Annotated in this window: 14 protein-coding genes; 11 read left to right on the forward strand and 3 right to left on the reverse strand. The window is 57.7% G+C overall.

Annotation, left to right across the window (positions count from 1 at the left end):
* Positions 1 to 10: 10 nt before the first annotated feature.
* Both ACZA91_RS14745 and ACZA91_RS14750 read left to right on the forward strand, forming a co-directional pair.
* Positions 11 to 3,541: a GAF domain-containing protein gene (locus tag ACZA91_RS14745; protein WP_463183046.1), complete on the forward strand. Its 3,531-nt coding sequence runs from the start codon at positions 11 to 13 to the stop codon at positions 3,539 to 3,541.
* Positions 3,542 to 3,704: 163 nt separating this feature from the next.
* Entirely contained in the window at positions 3,705 to 6,764 is a 3,060-nt protein-coding gene (locus ACZA91_RS14750) for a hybrid sensor histidine kinase/response regulator (protein WP_463183048.1), read from the forward strand.
* Positions 6,765 to 6,813: 49 nt separating this feature from the next.
* Here the strand turns inward: ACZA91_RS14750 and ACZA91_RS14755 are convergent, their stop codons facing one another.
* Positions 6,814 to 8,067: a hypothetical protein gene (locus ACZA91_RS14755; RefSeq protein WP_190355708.1), complete on the reverse strand. Its 1,254-nt coding sequence runs from the start codon at positions 8,065 to 8,067 to the stop codon at positions 6,814 to 6,816.
* Positions 8,068 to 8,155: 88 nt separating this feature from the next.
* Positions 8,156 to 9,040: an NAD(P)-dependent oxidoreductase gene (locus ACZA91_RS14760; protein WP_463183050.1), complete on the reverse strand. Its 885-nt coding sequence runs from the start codon at positions 9,038 to 9,040 to the stop codon at positions 8,156 to 8,158.
* Positions 9,041 to 9,272: 232 nt separating this feature from the next.
* On the opposite strand from ACZA91_RS14760, the gene ACZA91_RS14765 reads away from it, so the two are divergent.
* The 9 genes from ACZA91_RS14765 (at position 9,273) to ACZA91_RS14805 (ending at position 18,387) form a co-directional block, all read left to right on the forward strand.
* Positions 9,273 to 10,697: an AAA family ATPase gene (locus ACZA91_RS14765; protein WP_463183052.1), complete on the forward strand. Its 1,425-nt coding sequence runs from the start codon at positions 9,273 to 9,275 to the stop codon at positions 10,695 to 10,697.
* Between the two features lie 349 nt (positions 10,698 to 11,046).
* Positions 11,047 to 11,832: a hypothetical protein gene (locus ACZA91_RS14770; protein WP_190531138.1), complete on the forward strand. Its 786-nt coding sequence runs from the start codon at positions 11,047 to 11,049 to the stop codon at positions 11,830 to 11,832.
* A 172-nt stretch (positions 11,833 to 12,004) separates the two neighbouring features.
* Complete coding sequence (locus ACZA91_RS14775; RefSeq protein ID WP_463183055.1) at positions 12,005 to 13,381, forward strand: hypothetical protein; 1,377 nt, start codon at positions 12,005 to 12,007, stop codon at positions 13,379 to 13,381.
* 174 nt (positions 13,382 to 13,555) lie between these two features.
* The gene (locus tag ACZA91_RS14780; RefSeq protein ID WP_463183057.1) at positions 13,556 to 13,792 is read left to right on the forward strand and encodes a DUF4160 domain-containing protein; all 237 of its coding nucleotides are present in this window, start codon (positions 13,556 to 13,558) and stop codon (positions 13,790 to 13,792) included.
* Positions 13,773 to 14,072, forward strand: coding sequence for a DUF2442 domain-containing protein (locus tag ACZA91_RS14785; RefSeq protein WP_463183059.1), 300 nt, complete (start codon positions 13,773 to 13,775; stop codon positions 14,070 to 14,072). Before ACZA91_RS14780 ends, ACZA91_RS14785 begins: the two co-directional genes overlap by 20 nt.
* A 13-nt stretch (positions 14,073 to 14,085) precedes the next feature.
* Positions 14,086 to 14,424 carry a hydantoinase B/oxoprolinase family protein gene (locus ACZA91_RS14790; RefSeq protein WP_463183061.1) on the forward strand — a complete coding sequence of 113 codons (339 nt, stop codon included), beginning with the start codon at positions 14,086 to 14,088 and terminating at the stop codon, positions 14,422 to 14,424.
* Between the two features lie 172 nt (positions 14,425 to 14,596).
* Positions 14,597 to 15,157: a 4-fold beta flower protein gene (locus ACZA91_RS14795; protein WP_463183064.1), complete on the forward strand. Its 561-nt coding sequence runs from the start codon at positions 14,597 to 14,599 to the stop codon at positions 15,155 to 15,157.
* Positions 15,158 to 15,198: 41 nt separating this feature from the next.
* Positions 15,199 to 17,616 carry a formylglycine-generating enzyme family protein gene (locus tag ACZA91_RS14800; protein WP_463183066.1) on the forward strand — a complete coding sequence of 806 codons (2,418 nt, stop codon included), beginning with the start codon at positions 15,199 to 15,201 and terminating at the stop codon, positions 17,614 to 17,616.
* A gap of 240 nt (positions 17,617 to 17,856) precedes the next feature.
* Positions 17,857 to 18,387 carry an REP-associated tyrosine transposase gene (locus ACZA91_RS14805; RefSeq protein WP_463183068.1) on the forward strand — a complete coding sequence of 177 codons (531 nt, stop codon included), beginning with the start codon at positions 17,857 to 17,859 and terminating at the stop codon, positions 18,385 to 18,387.
* Here ACZA91_RS14805 and ACZA91_RS14810 read toward each other — a convergent pair.
* On the reverse strand, positions 18,345 to 18,725 hold the full coding sequence (locus ACZA91_RS14810; RefSeq protein WP_463183071.1) for a hypothetical protein: 381 nt from the start codon (positions 18,723 to 18,725) through the stop codon (positions 18,345 to 18,347). The two genes, ACZA91_RS14805 and ACZA91_RS14810, sit on opposite strands and share 43 nt — an antisense overlap.
* Positions 18,726 to 18,739: the final 14 nt, after the last annotated feature.

Consider the following 18,739-nt stretch of genomic DNA (forward strand, 5'->3'; position numbering starts at 1 on the left):
CTAAATTCCTATGACTGCTTACTTTGATGCTTCGCGCACGGTTCGTGACGATCGCCCGGCCCGCAACGGCACTCCCCCCGTTGAACATAGCCCCGCTCCTGATTTGCGCCGTTTCCAAGATGCAGTCGATGCCCTGAAGGCGGAATTGGAACGATCGGGCCGGCCCGATCGATTCGTGATGGAAAAGATGGAGCAAATTGAGCAGTTTGCGGAGTCGATCGGCACGGCCCTGGTGACCACCGATGGGGAAGCGGCCAGCGGGAACCGCCTACCGGTGGATGGGATCGATCGCACCATCGAAGACAGCCAAAGTTTGGATGAACTGCTGCGGCGGCTTTGCCAAGAATTGCGGTTGCAACTGTCAGCCGATCGGGTGGCCATTTACCGGTTCAATTTCGACTGGACTGGGGAATTCATCACCGAATCCATGGCCCCCGGTTGGATGGCCCTGGTGGGGAACACCTTCCGCGACACCTACTTTGAAAGCACCCAAGGCAACCGCTACAACACCAAGGATGTTTACCAATGCGAGGACATCTATCGCGGTGGCCTCAGCGCTTGCCATGTGCAGCTCATTGAACGGTTCCAGGGACGAGCCTACATGATTGCGCCGGTTTTTCAGGGCGATCGACTGTGGGGGTTGCTGGCCATTTATCAAAACAGCGGCCCGCGCCCCTGGAGTCCCCTGGAAGCGGAGCTGGTGAAATATGCCAGCGATCAGGTGAGCCGCAGCATTGCCCAGCTCAGCGCGATCGAGAAACTGCAAAAACAAGTGGGCCGCCAACGGGCGATCGCCACGATCGTGGACAAGATTCACCAATTCCTGGATCTGGCCACGATTATGCAAACCACCACCGACGAACTGCGGATTTTGTTGGAGTGCGATCGCGCCGCCGTCTATCGATTCAGCGACGACTGGAGCGGCGATTTCGTCTCGGAATCCGTGGGTCGGGGCTGGAAACCGCTGCTGGGCAAAACCTTCCGCGACAGCTACTTTGAGCGCACCAAAGGCGGCCGCTACATCAACGGCGAAACCCTAACCGTGGCGGACATCCAAACCCAAGACTACGATCCCTGCCACCTGAAACTGCTGGAACAGTTCCAATGCCGGGCTTACATCATCGCCCCCGTGATTGCCAGCGATAAGCTGTGGGGACTGCTGGCGGTCTATCAAAACGATCGGGTGCGCAGTTGGGAGCCGGAAGAAACCGACCTGGTGACCCAAATGGGCCAGCAAATGGGTGTGGCGGTGCAACAGGCGGAATATCTGAAGCAGCTTCAGGATCAAAAACTACAGCTTGAGCGCAATGTGCAGCAAGACCGCGCCCTGCTGACGGTGATGAACAAAATCCGCGAATCCCTGGACATTGACAGCCTCTTTGCCACCACCACCCAGGAAATTCGCCAAATTTTCCAGGCCGATCGCGCCTGCATCTTCCGGTTCGATCCGGACTGGAGCGGCGAGTTTGTGGCCGAAGCGGTCACCCCCGGTTGGCAACGACTGCTCGATCGCGATGGGGCCGGCCTGCGGGATGGCAACAACCGACGGGGCGGGCGCTCCCTGGCCCGCGTCGAAGACAGCTATTTGCAAGACAACCAGGGCGGTCGCTATCGCCAAGGCGAAACCCTGCTGGTCAACGACATTTACCAAGCCAACTTCAGCCGCTGCTATCTTGACCTGCTGGAACAGTTCCAAGCTAAGGCCTACGCGATCGCCCCAATCTTCAAGGGCAATGACCTTTGGGGTCTGTTGGCGGTTTACCAAAACAGCAACTCCCGCCAGTGGGAAGAACTGGAAGGGCAGATTCTGTCTCGGTTGGGAACCCAACTGGGCTTGGCCCTGCAACAGGCCGAGTATGTGGAACAGCTCAAAACCCAAGCGGCCCAGCTCCAAAAATCGGCCGAACGGAATAAGGCCATTTCCGCGACGATCGACAAAATTCGCGCTTCCCTGGACATCCGCACCATCTTCCGCACCACCACCACGGAATTGCGCCAAATTCTGGAGGTTGATCGGGTCGGAATCTATCAATTCCAGCCTGACTGGAGTGGGCAATTCATGGCGGAATCCGTCGGCCCCGGTTGGTTGCGGCTGTTGGACTCTCCCGACAGCGATGGCAGTGTCCAAACGGAAATGAGCGATTGCGAAGCCATCAACAGCTTGACCCAAGCTCGCCCCGCCAACGCCGGCCGGGTGCGAGACACCTACCTTCAGGAAAACGAAGGGGGCCGCTATGCCCGAGGCGAAAGCTTTGTGGTTCCTGATATCTACAAAGCCGGGTTCACCCCCTGCTATTTGAGTGTGTTGGAACGGTTCCAAGCCCGCGCCTACGCCATTACCCCGATCTTTCAGGGCGATCGACTGTGGGGACTGCTAGCGATTTACCAAAACAGCGGCCCACGTCACTGGGAAACCTCAGAAGTGGAATTCGTGGCCCAGGTGGGTGCACAGTTGGGCATTGCCCTGAAGCAGGCGGAAACCCTGGCAGAATTGCAGCGGAAATCGGCCCAGGTGGAAGAGGCCGCCCAACGGGACAAGGCCGCCCGCGAAGCCCTGCAACAGAAGGCCCTGAACCTGCTGATGGCGGTGCGGCCGGCCCTGGAAGGGGATCTCACCGTGCGCGCGCCGATTACCGAAGACGAAGTGGGCACGATCGCCGATGCCTACAACAACACCCTGCAAAGCCTGCGACAGATTGTGGTGAAGCTGCAAGAAACGGCGGCCAAGGTGTCCAATACCTCCACCACCAGTTCCAGCGCCATTGGTGAGCTGTCTAACCAAGCCCAGCAACAATATCGGGCCCTGCTGGAGGCGGTGCAGCGGGTGCAAACCATGGCAGAAGCTAGCACGGACGTGACCCAAAACGCCCAGCAGGTGACCCAGGCGGTGCAACGAGCCACCAACACAATCCAGGAAGGCGACGCGGCCATGAACCGGACGGTGGATGCCATTCTGTCGATTCGGGACACGGTGGCGGAAACGGGGCGCAAGATTCGGTCCCTGAGTGAATCGTCCCAAAAGATCTCGAAGATCGTGAGCCTGATTGGCAACTTCACCACCCAAACCCAACTGTTGGCGCTGAATGCTGCCATTGAGGCAACGCGCGCCGGGGAATATGGTCGTGGCTTCACGGTGGTTGCCGATGAAGTGCGCTCGCTCGCCCGCCAGTCGGCCGATGCCACCACGGAAATTGCGGCCCTGGTGGAAGAGATTCAGGCGGAAACCCAGGCGGTGGCCCAGGCCATGGAAGCGGGGATTCAGCAGGTGGTGGCGGGGACGAATCTGGTCAGCGATACCCGATCGAACCTGAGCGAAATTGTGGATGTGACGGCCCAAATTGGCCAGTTGGTGGAGGGCATTAACCAAGCCGCCGCCAGCCAAACCCAACAGGCCCAAGCGGTGGCCCACACGATGACGGAGGTGGCGACGATCGCCGATCGCACCTCTTCCAGTTCCGTGGCCCTGACCGCTTCCTTTGAGGATCTGTTGGCCATGTCCCAAGAGTTGCAAGCCAGTGTGGGCCGGTTCAAGGTCAACTAACGGCCGAATGCCTTAGCCCCGATCGCCAGGGGGCGATCGCGCCGCTCCTAAAGTTGCGCCTCGTTTGCGCCTCGGTTGCCCCCGATGCCCCCTGTTGCTGCTTTGCTTAACCCCCGTTCGTTTTTCCAACAGACCAAAACCAGGTCGTTTCCGGTAGCCCCCTATGCTCGATCCCGCCATCCGCGAGGAAGCCTACGGATACTTCCTCAGTGAGTCCCAAGACCTGCTGCGATCGATCGAGACGGATTTGTTGCAACTGCGCGACGATCCCTCGAAACAGCGGATCCATGCCCTGATGCGTGCCACCCACACCCTGAAGGGGGCTTCCGCCAATGTGGGGTTGGAAACCATCTCCACGATCGCCCACCACATGGAGGACGTGTTTCGCTCCCTGTTTGATCCGGAAGCGGAAGTGGAGGTGGAACTGGAGGGGCTGTTGTTTCAGCTCTATGAATGTTTGCGCTTGGCCCTGACCACCCAATGGGAACAGGGACGGGAGGCCGATCAAGAGGTGTTGGATCAGGCGATCGATGCCTTTGCCCGGATCCAAACCCTGTTGGGAGACTGCTTTGAGCGCGAACAAAAGTTGCCCACCTCCGCTGAACTGGGGTTTGACCTGGTGCAGTCGATTTTTGAAACGGGGGTGAAGGAACGGATCGATCAGTTGGCGACGCTGGTGGCGGCGGGGGATGGGCCGGCGGCCTTGGAAACGGTGGCCACCCAATCGGAGGTGTTTACGGGCTTAGGGGAATCCTTGGGGCTGCCGGGGTTCCAGGCGATCGCGGAGGCGGCACTCCAGGCCGTGGCTCACCAGGGCGATCGGCCCTTGGTGGTGGCCCAGGCGGTGTTAAGCAATTGGCAAGCGGCCCAAGAGGCGGTTTTGGCGGGCGATCGCACCCAAGGCGGTGAAGTGTCGGCGGAATTGGCGGCCCTGGCGGGTCAGGAGCCGGAACCGGGAGACCTGGGCGATTTGACCGAGGGCACGTTGGATCTCAGCATGGATCTCAGTGATGAGATGCCGGCCGGGTGGTTGGACTTGACCGATGGCACGTTGGATCTGACCACGGATTCCCCGCCTGCTCCCACACCTGCTCCCCCGATCGCTGGTGGATCGCCTGCGGTTGCCGCACCTGCTCCAGCGCCCGTTGCCGCACCGGTTCCGGCCCCGCCCAATTCCCCGCCTGCCCCCTTGGTGACGGCGGAAACGGCCCCCCGTGGAACTTCGGAACCGGCCCGATCGGCTGAACCGCAACGGGTGGACAGCAAACCCCTAACCCCAACTCCCCTGATTCGGGTGGAGATCGATCGGCTGCAATCCCTGCAACACCTGGTGGGGGAGCTGTTGATTAATGAAAATCGTCAAAGTTTGCAGGATGAACAGTTGCGATCGGCCCTGGAACGGTTTCGCCAAGGCCTGCGCCAACACCGTCGCCTGCTGGCGGAAGCACGCGATCGACTGGAAAAGCGTCCCACCGATCGCCGATCGCTCAATGGTTCTCCCGCCGCCACTGCCAACGATCTGATTTTGCAACAGTCGATCGATGCGGCCCTCGACAGCGCCGAGCGGCTAGATTCCACGGCGGAAGTGGTGGAACGCTATGCCCAACAAACGGCCACCACCCTCGACAAACAACGCCGATTATTGGGTCAGGTGCGCGACAGTTTGATGGATACCCGAATGCAACCGGCGGCGGCCGTGTTCGATCGTTTCGGGCCCCTGGTGCGGCAACTGTGCGCCCGCTATGGCAAAACGGTGCATTTGCGAGTGGTGGGGGAGCGGGTTGCCATTGACAAGGTGGCGATCGAGCAGCTTTATGATCCCCTGCTACATCTGGTGCGCAACGCCTTTGACCATGGCATTGAAGCGGTGGAAGAACGGCGCGATCGGGGCAAACCCGCCGAAGGGACGATCGAGCTGCGGGCCCAACAACAGGGCAACCATGTGTTGATTTGGGTGGCCGACGATGGCAAAGGCATCGACCCCCAACGGCTGCGACAGAAGGCGATCGAACGCGGTTGGCTCACGCCCGATCGGGCCCAAACCACCTCAGACCAAGCCCTCTTGGATTTGCTATTTGAGCCGGGCTTTTCCACCGCCGATAAAGTCACCGATTTGTCTGGGCGCGGCGTGGGGTTGGATGTGGTGCGATCGCAAATGCGATCCCTCAAAGGCTCCGTCACCATCCAATCGAGTCCCGGGCGTGGCACGGCCTTCATTCTGCGCGTGCCCCTGAGTTTGATGACCGCTCGCCTGTTGGTTTGCCAGGCCGATCGCGCGGCCTATGCCCTGCCCTCAGAAAGCGTCCGCCAAATTCTGATTCCTCAACCGGAACAAACCCAAATGCTCGGGGGACAGCGAATTTTGCGGTGGCGAGCCAGCAGCGAAGATCCCGAAATCACCATTCCCATTCGCAAACTGGCGGAACTGATGCGCTACAGTTCCTTGGCTCCGGGCCTGTTGCGATCGGACATGGGCGCAATCACGCCATTTTTGAGCAATCGCCTCGCGCCCTTGCTGTTGATGGATGCCGGTGACACCCCCGTGGCGATCGAGGTGGATGGGGTTGTGGGTGAACAGGAACTGGTGTTGCGGCAACTGTCGGAAGCCCTGCCCGCCCCGCGCTACATCTATGGCTGCACCATTTTGGGCGATGGGCGCATGGTCTTGGCGATCGATGGTAACGAACTGTTGGCCCAAGTCGAGGCCGTGCCGATCGTTGCTGCCGCGCCTCCGGAGTTGCCCCAGCCCGCCGCCCCGCCAGCGATCGCGCCGGAATTGCCCGCTGAGTTGCCCAATGCCCCGATCGCGCCCCACAGTCCCGCCACCGCCCAAGGCAGCAAAACCTTGCTGGTGGTGGAAGATTCCGACACCGAGCGCCGCCTTTTGACCCTGACCCTGGAGCGCCAGGGCTATCGTGTGGTGCAAGCGGTTGATGGGTTGGAAGCCTTGACCCAGCTTCGGCAGCGCTCCGATATTGATCTCGTCATTTCTGATATTGAAATGCCGCGCATGACAGGCTTAGAGTTCTTGAACGCCCGCCGCCAGCATCCCAACGCCGCCCAAGTGCCCGTGATCCTGCTGACTTCCTGTAGCGGCACGCAATATAAACAGGTGGCCCTGAGTTTGGGGGCCGCAGACTATATGCTGAAGCCCCACGTTACGCCGGAGTTGGTGGCCAGCATTGAACGGTTAACGGGCGATCGAGCGGCGGCAGTGGTTTAGGAGTGGCCTCAATCATCCATGGAGCGATCGGGCAAAAACCAGCCAGCTCCTAGCTCCGGCGACTCTTGTTGGTGGCCAGCTTCAAGAAACTCTGGTAAGTGGTGGCGATCGCCTGGACGCGACGGGCCTGATCCGCATAGACACATTCCCATTGCGTGACGGCGCGACCTTCCCGGGAGCAAATGCCCAACAGGCCCGAAGCCCGGTTCGTGCCATTGCGGATGTCCAACCGATCGTTGCTGTCTAAATAAAAGGAAGCCGTTCGGGCCCAAGCATAGGCCTCCAGCCCCGAGAGACCCCCCCGCCGAGCGATCGCCAAGGCCTGGGGAAACCAGCGGGAGTGAACCGGGCTGGCTTGGTTATACAGGTCGATCGCGTTGACCAAGGCTTGCAAATCTTCGTAGGGATCAATGCCAGCGGCATACAGATCCGTGAGAGCCGTGGGCAACCGCCCAGACAACCGCTCCACACAGGCGCGATCGGCCACGGCCAAGTTACCGCCACTGCGGCCCTGGTCACTGCAAGCCCCGTAGTTGGTGACCCGCTGCCCCCAAGACAAATTGCCCGGATCCGTGTGGCCGTAATAGTTCGGCGTGGGCTGCACAAACAAGCTGCCGTTTTGCACCATCAACCGATAGTTTCCTTCGGCCACTCCCACAGCCACCACACCCATGGAGGTGGGGCTTTGGAAAATTTGGGCATAAACCGGCAAATCTTTTTGCAAATTAAACGCCCGCTGGGGAGCCTGCTCCATCCAAAACATCGTTTGGCCGTTGGGAGCCGGTCGGGTGGGTGGCGCAGTGGGCGGCTTGGCATTGCTGGGTTTCAGCGGAGCGGCCGGCGTGGGACGGGCGGTGGTTGGGGCCGCTGCTGGGGCCGATTGGGTTGGGTTGGGTTGGCTACCGGTGGCTGTGCTTCCGGTGGCCCCTGTGCCGCTGTTGGGAGCAGCACCGGTTTGGCCGGGTGCTGCGCCGCTGGTGGTGGGAACCGTGGCCATGGATTCCAGGTTGGCGGCAAAGGGATCCGAAATGGGCACATCTCCGTTGCTACCGCCGGTTGGCTGACTCGCGATCGAGCCGGAACCCGATCGGGAAGCATCATCACCGGGTAAATCAAAACTGAGGGGCGACACCGGCAAGGGTGTGCTGGCCTCCGTTTTGGGCTGGGTTTGCTTGCCGGCCGTGAGTGGCAGGGCAATTAACACGATTGCCGTGCCCGCAACGCCAAGGGCGATCGACCGTCCCCACAGGATACGCCCAGGGGAAGCTGGACTAGACACCAGGGAGTTTGCAACAGATTTCACGATCACAGGTTGCCAACCCAACGTTGACAAGAAAATAGAACAACCTACCGAGTGTCTACTTTAGCTTACGGTTTCAAATTGCACAGAATTATTTCGGGATCGTTGTCTTATAGGCGCGAATCGCTGCTTGTGTGCCTTGTTGTGCGCCTTGGCCGTCGTCAAGGGCGCTAACCCGCTGAAAAATCTGATTTGCCAGTTCTGTCACCGGCAAAGCGCAGTGACCGGCAGCTTCCGCCACCAAACGCAAATCCTTTTGCATGTGGGCGATCGCAAAGCCCGGGGCCAAATCCTCCGCCAAAATTTTCGGCCCCAAATTCGCCAAGGCCCAAGATCCGGCCGCTCCGGTGCTGCAAACCTCAATTACCAACTGCGGATCCAAATCCTGGGCAGCGGCCAATTGCAGGGCCTCGCACAGGGCCAGCATGTGACCAGCGGCCAACACCTGGTTGCAGAGCTTCACCGCCTGGCCGCTGCCGATCGGGCCGCAGTGGCGAATGGTTTGGCCCATGGGAGCCAACCAAGGGCGCGATCGCTCAAAATCCGCCAGCTCACCCCCCACCATGATCGTCAAGGTTCCCCGCTGGGCCCCCACGTCTCCCCCGGAAACCGGCGCATCCAAAAACCCAAACCCCAGCGATCGCAAGGCGGTTCCCAGCTCGATCGCGGCCACACTCCCGATCGTGGTGAAATCCACAAACAGCGCCCCGGTTCGCGCCGCCGTTGCCGCACCGCCCGCTCCCAACAACACCTGCTGCACATCGGGCACATCGCCCAAACAGGAAAAGACCAAATCCGCCTCGGCCACCGCTGCGGCCAAGTCGGGAGCGATCGCCACGCCTGCCGCCGCCGCTTGGGCCACCGTCGGGCGATCGGGCGTGCGATTCCAGCCCCGCACCGTTGCTCCACTCCGGGCCAAGTTGGCAGCCATGGCGCTGCCCATCACGCCCAATCCCAAAAATGCAATTTCGGCCATACTGTTCACTTCTCTTTTCCCAGTTCCTATTCTTGACCGGTCAGGATTCTTTATTCGTAAGGAGATTGATACAAGGGGCCGATTGGTTAGTTTTGCCAACAGCATCCCGATCGCAATCCCGATCGCACCCAAAACAATTGCTAATCAGGGTTCGATCGGGGAGGGGTACGGGATAGGCGATAATTGCCCTGGCGCTTGGGTTGCGCCGTTCCCGTTGTCTCCGTTGCGCACCATGTCCTACTTCGTTTCGCCCCGCTTCACCGAGAAAGTCGCCGTCCATGTGGTCAAGAACTTCTTGAACTTGCCCCGTGTGCCCGTACCGCTGATTTTGGGCATTCATGGCAAAAAAGGCGAGGGCAAAACCTTCCAGTGCAACCTGGTCTTTGAGCAAATGGGCATCGACGCGGTGCATATTTCTGGCGGCGAACTGGAAAGCCCCGATGCGGGCGACCCGGCGCGGTTGCTGCGGTTGCGCTACCGGGAAGCCTCGGACATGGTGAAGGTGCGCGGGCGGATGTGCGTGCTGCTGATTAACGATATTGATGCGGGGGCGGGCCGGTTTGATCGCCTGACCCAATACACGGTGAACACCCAATTGGTGAACGCCACCCTGATGAACATTGCCGACAACCCGACCAACGTGCAGTTGCCCGGCAGCTACGACAGCGAGCCGGTGCGCCGGATTCCGATCATCGTTACGGGCAATGACTTTGGCACGCTCTACGCCCCCCTGATCCGCGACGGGCGGATGGACAAGTTCTATTGGGAACCGACGGCGGCGGAACGGCTGGAGGTGGTGCGCGGCATGTTTGAGGGCCTGGGTTTGGCCGATCGCGCCGTGGCCGAACTGGTGGAAACCTTCCCCAACCAATCCGTGGACTTCTTTGGGGCCATGAAATCGCGGGTCTATGACGACTTGGTGCGGCAGTTCATCCAAGACACGGGCTTGGCGCAGGTGTCGAATCGACTGCTGAAATCCAAGGAAGCGCTGCCCCAGTTTGCGGAACCGCAACCGACCCTGGAACAACTGAAGATGATCGGGGCCGCCTTGGTGAAGGAGCAAGATCGAATTCGGGAACTGCACCTGGTGGCGGCCTACAATCCCCACGGCGAGGCCAATGCCGCCAGCGAAACGGTGAGCCAAAACGGCCAAGGCGAAACCAACGGGCTACAGGGTCGATCGCGCCCCTACAGCGCCACTGCTCAACCGGAGCCGATCGCCGCCGAGCCGGCCGTGGCCACCCACACCCAAACCCAACCGATCGCCCCGGAAGCCAAACCCAGCGGCGTGCTCCGGCCCAAGCTGGAACCGGAGTTGCCGCCCTTGAGTGGCAATCCCGATTTGGAAGCGAAGTTGGAGTATCGCAGCAGCCAGCGGCCGAAGTTGGTGCAGCCCTTGGGCCCGACGATTCGATCGCAGCTCGTGCCGATCGTTAACAACGGCTACCGGCTGGGAATCGAGGTGGCCGACAAGCGCCACTACAACGCGAATTCCTGGCAATGCTACGGAACGGCGGAACCGCACCAGGAAACCGAGGCGATCGGGAAGTTGGAAACCTGCCTGGCGGAAAATCTGGATTGTTATGTGCGATTGGTGGCGATCGACCCCGATCGTAAGCAACGGATCCGCGAAGTGATCGTCCAGCGCCCGCAATAGCCCGACCCCAAACCTCGTAGGGGCGCAAGCACGACCATTTTCACGCCGTCTTCGAGCAGGGGCGGGTCTTCGAGCAGGGTTTGAACGTTCTGTTTGACGCGATCGAGCAGTTGTTGTTCGAGGGGGCTGAGGTTGGCTTGGGGCGATCTCCACTCGGAAAAAAGTCGGCATCATCAGTCAGTTGCAACCCAAAGTCTTGTTTCAGGTTCCGAAGGGTGACATCTGGGGCAGCAATAATCTGGGTCATGATGCTTGCTGTTAATCGATCAGGTTTGGTTTGTATCATCGACTGTGTGATATTCGCGGAAGCTTGAGCTACCTTGAGAGAAAAGCTTGAGTGATCGTTGCTATGCAGCCACCCTTTGATGATGCTTTGGCTCATATCGCCCACTCCCACGGTCATGCCGATTATGCTGCTATAGAGCCAACTCATCAGCATGATCAAACTCAAAGCGGGTTGGATCTCAATTCCCCGATCACTGATCCACACCCAACTCTTTTAACCTCAGATCTACTAGCTCATGAGTCCTCCTTGGGGTTCGGAGAGCATCCGCCGACTACAGCTAATCATGGCTTGGGTCATACAGACGTTCTGAATCTGAACGATGATCGCGCCTGGGGACAAGAATCGGCAACGTGGAATCCAAGCCTCGATTATCCAAGCTTCGATCATGGTGGCGTTTCTCCTTTCCGTGATTCGTCGATTCACGGTCATGACAGCCACACGCTCGAATCAACCCATGATTCACACCTTACTTCATCGCTCGAATTCCTCGCAAATTCCACTTCTTCCCACAGCCTAGAAACCCACTCTTCCGCCTGTTCTAGCCCAATTCATCCCGGCGACGATAATAGTGTCAAGATCTACGACGATGGCGATGTTTACTGGCATCGTTATGGGGGAGGCAAAGTTGGCACGGTGAGTGGACATAAGTATTACGACTGTTCGGGAAATCTTCTGGGTACACTTAAAAGCAATCTAGAGGTGGTGAATGCCAACGGTCATGTTTTGGGTTATGTCACACCCGGAGGCTGTGCCTATGCGGGAACCGGCAATGATGCGACTTTGTTTGCGAGTGGACTTTCGGCTCGCTGGGCAGCCGCGACATTAATTTTCAACCTGTCCCGTGCTTAATTTCTCATCGTTCCCACGCTCTGCGTGGTAACGCATCCCCGACGCTCTGCGTCGCGTATCCCGTAACCGTTGATTAGCCCTGCAAACACTGTCACCGGGACGCGGAGCGTCCAGACGGCATTCCCACGCAGAGCGTGGGAACGATCAACAACCTTCAATTAACCGAAAACCAATGGGAAGTCTTGTTTCGATCGACTCGTCCCGCAGCGAGATGCAAAAATCAACCAACTGGTTTGACAAGGCACGACGCTGGGCGAGCAGTTGGCTCACACCGCCGAGCTATCAACAGCGAGCGGGAATGCGTGAAGCGGCGGACATGCAGCGCGAAAACGCCATGGCAACGTTGATGACGAACGTGAGATTGCAAGAGCAAAATCACGCTCATCAGGAACGACTCCAGAGTCTGGCGATCGCGGCGGCGGATGCGCGGGCTGATCTTGATCGGGCCTTCCAAGCAGCGCAACAGCGTCGCCAGATAGAATTTAACGCCCGGATTGAACGGGAACGCCAGGATCGGGAAGATGACCGCCTTGCTCAGCGCCTGAGTCATGATCTGGTCATCCAAGAAAAGCGGATGAAGTTCGACATCGCCCTGGCGGAATTCCAAAAAGCCAAGGAACTGATGTTAGCGGAACTGCACTTCATACGACAGCGTGAACTGGCGGACGATCGCGAGGTGAGTGCGGTGTATCCGCTGACGGTGACGGTGCGTAGTTTGCGGGACACCTATGATCGGTACTATGCAACCCAAAATGTGGTTCCCCCGTTGGTGGCGATCTCGCCGTTGGCGTTGGAACACGAACCGTCGCCTCGCGCCAATGTCGATCGCGGTTTTGTCAACATCAGCAATCGGATTGCCGACACGATCAGCCGGGTGTTTGGCGATCGGTGTGGTGCGGGTTCGTCCCATCCGGTGAACTACCAGGGTAACGGTTGGCGTAGCAAGCAATTCAGCGGCAAATCGGCGATCGACAATCTCCATACCGCCCTGCCCTTTGCGCCCGTCATCGTTCTGGAGTGCAAGCTTAACGGCAACAATATTGATTTGTACATTGGTTGCTGCAACCGCAGTGAGGGCAGCAGTTACGAACAGGTGTTTTCCATTTCTTGGAAGGATGTGCTGTATCCCACAGCGAAGCGGTATGCGGCGCAATGGCGGGACGATCGATTGAAGTTGATCGAGCGCGGCCGCAGTGTAGAGGAAGTTGCCCAGCGCCGGCCAGCCGATGAAGCCAATTTGAAAACACTGGAACGGGAGGAAGAAGATCGTGAGCTGAATATGTTTGATGAAACTCACGATTATGGCTACATCGTCAATGATGAAAAATACATTGAAGAATTAGCCGATTTCCTCGCCACGATCGGTAATCTCATCCTGATGATGCAAGTGGATCTGTACTACCTCTCGTTTTATGATCGCCCGCCCCAGCTTCCTCAACTTCTGCCAGAGATTTTGGCCTCGGTGAAGGATGACGAGCTCAAAAAGTCATTAGTTCAACAACTGCAATCGCTCTTCTGGGAAAACCTCGCCCAATTCGACACCCTGTAAACACCTCCCATTGTTCCCACGCCGTCCCATCGTTACCATGCAGAGCGTGGGAACGCAGCCCCGACGCTCTGCATCCCGTAACCCTCTTACTCCTGTCACCGGGACGCGGAGCGTCCATACGGCATTCCCACGCGGAGCGTGGGAACGATAACGACCAGCAACATACTAAAGACTATGCCAACGCTCTTGCGGATTGATGGCTATCGTTTTTTCTGCTACGCAGGCGATCGCGACGAACCGCCCCATATTCACGTTCGTACCAGCAACAATGAGGCAAAATTTTGGCTTGTTCCTGTCCGATTGCAGTCCAACCAAGGCTTCAGTGCCAAAGAGTTGAACCGTATTCAGCGTTTAATCGAAACCAATCAACCTGACTTGATGGAGAAATGGGATGAGTTCTTTCGCGACTGAAATAATCCAAGTCCCGCCAATTCTTGGCTTAACGCTCACCGATGAATTACTGACCGTTACTCTGACCGATGGTCGCATTATTTCCGTGCCGATCGCCTGGTATCCTCGCCTCTTTAACGGTTCACCGGATGAGCGCGATCGCTGGGAAATTTCCCCGAACCAGACCGGCATTCATTGGCCTGACCTCGATGAGGATATCAGCGTCAAAAATCTGCTGTTGGGGCAACCTTCGGGCGAAAGTCAACGATCGCTTCAAGCATGGCTCGATCGTCGGTCGTGATCACCGAGATCATATGAAACATCCATCGTTCCCACGCAGAGCGTGGGAACGCAGCCCCGACGCTCTGCGTCCCGTAACCCTCTCACTTCTTTCACCGGGACGCGGAGCGTCCATACGGCATTCCCACGCTCCGCGTGGGGACGATCCAATCGTCTCGGGTCGGCGATCGACGGCTCCGGCGGGCCTCGCTGGCGGCCAATCGGGCCAACCGGGCCGCAACCGCTGGCTCAAGGCCAACGGTGACGAGGAAGTGCTGGGCAGTACCGATCGCTGCCAAGTCGAACCGGGCGATGCGATCGTGATCGAAACCCCCGGCGGTGGTGGCTACGGCCCCCCGAGTTCCTCGACGTAGAGATTGTCATATAGATGCAGACTGTAAGAACGATCGATCGGGGCAATGGGTGGAGATTGCGGGATCAATAAGTGAAAAACCAAGAGTGATTTGCAATTAACCGTGCAACAGTCGCTGAAACTTAGGCTACCTTGAGAGAAACGTTTGGTTGATTGTTCCTATGCGGCCACCCTTGGACGATTCTACGCATCATTTCTCCCACGCCCACGATCATGCTTCCGCTGATCCAACTCAAGCCAATTTTGATCTCAGCCACCCGATCGATGCTGATCGCGGTGCATCCCACACCGACCACAATATCGATCACAGCCTGCACGCCAGTTCGCACACCAGCCCTTTTGAGATCGACCCCCACAGCGAGTTTTCTCAGGCTCCAGTTGACCACAGCCACCACCACTTCAGTGCCCACAGCCAGTGTCACGACGGCCAGCCCTATGTATCACTCGATTCAAGTGGCACGATTTATAAACACGCCACCGGAAAATCCTATGAGTACGATGCTGTGGGTCGTGTCGATCATCGCTCGTTTTATAACAACCGGGGCGACTATCTGGGCTATGTCGGGCGCGATGGCAATGTTTACGACAATCACGATAAGTTACTGGGCTGGGAGCGTGGCGGGACAATTTATGACAAAAATGGTTGCGTGATCGAAGGCGCACAGCATACGTCCAATGGCGCGATCGGCGCGGGTTGCTATTTGTTGTTTATTCGCTACGGCGGTGTGGATTAATCATGCAAAATCTGAATCCTTTGGCGTGGGTTGGTGGTCTCGTGGTTGGCGTTTCAGGTATTGCTAACTCGATCGTCAATGCCTTTAACGCTCACAAGTCGCGAAAAATTCAGGAAAAGGCCGAAGAAACGCGCCTTGCACTGCAAAAGGCACACCAGTCGTCGAATCTACAGCTTCAACGGGAACTGGCAGAGCAACAACGATCGCTCCAACTGGAAATGATGCTGGGCAACCGTGAAACGCAACTGACGGTGGCGCGGGAGCAACGAGAAACAGCAAAGCAAATGGAGTGGTATCGCAAAAAGGTTGATAACTGGCCGTTGCGCTTAGTGCCGGAAGATATTATCGATGCCCACCCGAATCGCCAGCCGACACCGTTACAGGTGATCCTTGCACCGCCGGAAATTGACTACGATCGCTTTGGCAGTAGCCAGGAATTTCCCAAGTTAGAAAAGCGTCTTGCCCAAAAAATGCGGACGTTGCTCGATCGCTATTTTCCCTTCCAAGGGGACGATCGCCCGGTGGAATTGCTCGATCGGGCCTGGGACAGCAATCGTTTTGGCGGCGGCAGCAGTGTCAAAACGCTGTTTAACCAACTCAAGTCGGAGTCGGTGTTATTGCTGGAATCGGAGATTAGCGGCGAGGAGTTAAATCTGCGTTTGGCGTACTGGAGTGCCGGGGCGAATAGCTACAGTTATGTCACGGCGATCGAGGCGTTGCCCTATGTGGAAATGCTCGATGCTTTTGCGCGGCGGCGGGTGCAGCAGTGGAAAACCGATGTGTACGATAAGCGGCTGGCACGAGGGGCCACGCCAGACGAGTTACGCGCTCGTTACCCGCGTCAGATGGCGGGTTTAGCGGTTTTTCTGGAGGAACAGGAAGATTTGGCCGATGGCATCCCGTTCGATCGGCACTATCCGTTTATGCCGGAGGATGACAGCCAGTTTTGCGATTTTTTTGCCTCCCTGCACTGTTTACTGAGTGCGACGTTTTCTGACCTGCACTATCTGGTCTTGGAAAATCGTGAGCCGCTGTTGCCGAAGATGTTACCGGAGATTCTGCCGGGATTGGTGACGATCGCCCCGGTGCAGGAGCTATTGGGCTGGGTGGTTACGGCCTATGACGAGATTTTTCGTGGACTGGCGGCTGATCGCGATCTCTGGTTAGCGGATTTACGGTTGGCGTTGGCGGAGGGTTTGCTGTCGCTCGCTGATCCGTTATTGGCGATCGACGATCCCTTGGACTGGGTGAACCGCCAAACCCAGGAATCCGTGGCGATTTGGCTGACGAGTCGTGGTGCGGAGGTTGACCCGGATTGGTCTCAGCGTTGTCGGGCGTTGGAGGAGTTGGCAACCCAGGCGGATCTGCCCTATTTGTTGCGGCTGAATCAGATGTTGGTGCAGTTGGGGTTACGGCAGGTGGATCTCAGCCTCGTGGAGCAGCAAGTGCCTGCGGCGTTGCCTGCCGCCGATCAGGGTCATCTGGCGGGGCGACAAGATTGGTACAGCAAAACCTACAACTACTCTGTGATTACGCTCAATCAGTGGGGAACGGTTGCGAAACGCGAGGAGGGCAGCAACCAAGGCTTCATTGAAACCTCCTGCGGCCTCGATCTCGAATTCGTCCGCATTCCCGCCGGAAGCTTCATGATGGGATCACTGAAAAGTGAAGAAACACGAGATGACTATGAAAGATCACATTCATCATCGTGGATCATGTTTACTGCAAATGAAGCCACACGACAGATCAGCGAAAGTCCAGCCCACCGAGTCCTCTTACCCGAATATTTCATGAGCCGCACCACTGTCACCCAGGCTCAGTGGGCAGCCGTAGCAAACCTCGACCCAATCAGCTTAGACCTTATAACTAGCCCGTCACGGTTCAAGAATCCTAATCATCCCGTCGAGAGCGTGACCTGGGAAGAGTGCATTGAATTTTGTCTCCGCCTAAGTAAAGCCACCGGCAAAGCCTACCGACTGCCCAGCGAAGCCGAATGGGAATATGCCTGCCGCGCCGAGACAACCACACCCTTTCACTTTGGCGCAACTCTTTCTACAGAAGTCGCCAACTACGCCGGAAATTATACCTACGGCAATGGACAAACAGGGAACTATCTCCAACAAACAATTCCTGTTGGTAAACTCAACGCACCGAACGCTTGGGGATTATATGATATGCACGGAAACGTGCGGGAATGGTGCATGGACGACTGGCACGGAAACTATCAAGGTGCACCAGAAGATGGAAGTGCGTGGTTAAAGAATAATTATGATTATTCCGAGTTTGAGAATCATGAGGAATATTTCAAAGTCCTACTAAATTCAAGAAATTCAATGAAGCTCCTGCGCGGTGGTTCATGGGAGAACAATCCCGAATGCTGCCGATCAGCATATCGTGATCTCATGTTCGGCTCGCGCGACAGCAACGTTGGGTTCCGCCTCGCCTGCCCCAGAACTTAAAATGGTTGTCTATCGTTCCCACGCTCCGCGTGGGAACGCAGCCCCGACGCGGAGCGTCGCGTACCCAGCCCACCAGCACCACCGGGACGCAGAGCGTCCACACGGCATTCCCACGCAGAGCGTGGGAACGATAGAGGGGAGCGTGGGAACGATAGGGGGGGGAGCGTAGGAATGATAGGGGGGTGGGGATGGAGAGGGGCGATCGACGGTAAAGTAGGGAAAAATAGAAACCATTAGGTTATGGGTCGTAGCCGCTACGTCATCACTGAACCCGATCGCCCCCACTTCCTCACTTGCACGATCGTCCAATGGCTCCCCATCTTCACCCGACCCGAAGCCGTGGCGATCGTCCTCAATAGCTGGGAACACCTGCGCCAAAACGATCGCTTTCAACTCTACGGCTACGTCATCCTCGAAAATCACCTCCATCTCATCGCCCAGGCGCCCCAACTCGATCGATGTATCGCCCGGTTCAAATCGTTCACTGCTCGACAAACGATCGATTTACTCCAACGGCATAAGGCCCAAACTTTGCTGAAACAACTTACCTTCGCCAAAGCAGCCCATAAGGGCGATCGCGAGTATCAACTCTGGCAGGAAGGTTCACACGCTGAACTCATCTTGAGTGATGACATGATGCGCGAAAAACTGGACTACATCCACAACAATCCCGTCAAACGCGGCTATGTTGACGATCCCGCCGATTGGCGCTATCCCAGTGCGCGCAACTATCTGGGGAAAACGGGACTGGTGGCGATCGATCCCTGGTAGAAACAGACATCGTTCCTACGCTTCGCGTGGGAACGATAGGGAGGTGGGGGCAGCACCAACACATCAATCCGGCCGCGAACGATCTCCCCTTGATCTTCGGCGGTGATTTCGATGCGGCTTTCGGTTGGAATCCGGAAGGGTTTTTGATAGAAACCGGCGAGGTCAAGCAGGGGCGCAAGCACAACCATTTTCACGCCGTCTTCGAGCAGGGGTGGGTCTTCGAGCAGGGTTTGAAAGTTCTGTTTGACGCGATCGAGCAGTTGTTGTTCGAGGGGGCTGAGGTTGGCTTGGGGCGATCGCCACTCGGGAAAAAAGTCGGCATCATCAGTCAGTTGCAACCCAAAGTCTTGTT

It is taken from the genome of Limnothrix sp. CMB-01 (assembly GCF_055193175.1).